This window comes from Pseudoalteromonas sp. CR1, assembly GCF_019392235.1.
Classification (GTDB): Bacteria; Pseudomonadota; Gammaproteobacteria; order Enterobacterales; family Alteromonadaceae; genus Pseudoalteromonas.
The window spans coordinates 1-277 of the sequence record NZ_JAHXRM010000198.1 but is presented as its reverse complement, the minus strand read 5'-3'; the positions used below and the strand labels follow the sequence as shown (position 1 = coordinate 277).

At 61.4% G+C, this 277-nt stretch carries 1 protein-coding gene; it reads left to right on the top strand.

Annotated elements, in window-relative coordinates; genetic code table 11:
* A partial coding sequence (locus KZZ04_RS19090; protein WP_219423830.1) for a hypothetical protein occupies nucleotides 1-277 on the top strand: 277 nt, incomplete at both ends.

Here is a 277-nt window from a genome sequence, read left to right as displayed (position 1 = left end):
ACGAAGTCGCCCCGCGCTTGGAGCAGCTTGGCCTTAGCAAGGCCATCTTGCTCGAGGTCATCCGCGCAGCTGTCGGCGCACGTCGCAACGCGACGCCCTTTCACCCGATAACCACGGCCGGCTTCAATGCTTGGAGCGAGGGAACGGCTCACCTTCGCCGAATCCTCGTCTCGCAGGGCTGGCGGATGGGCGACAAGGACAATATCGCCTCGGTCTACAACGCAGAGACGGACACAAAAATCATTTTCCAGAATGCCGAGAGGGCCGGCGATCTCCT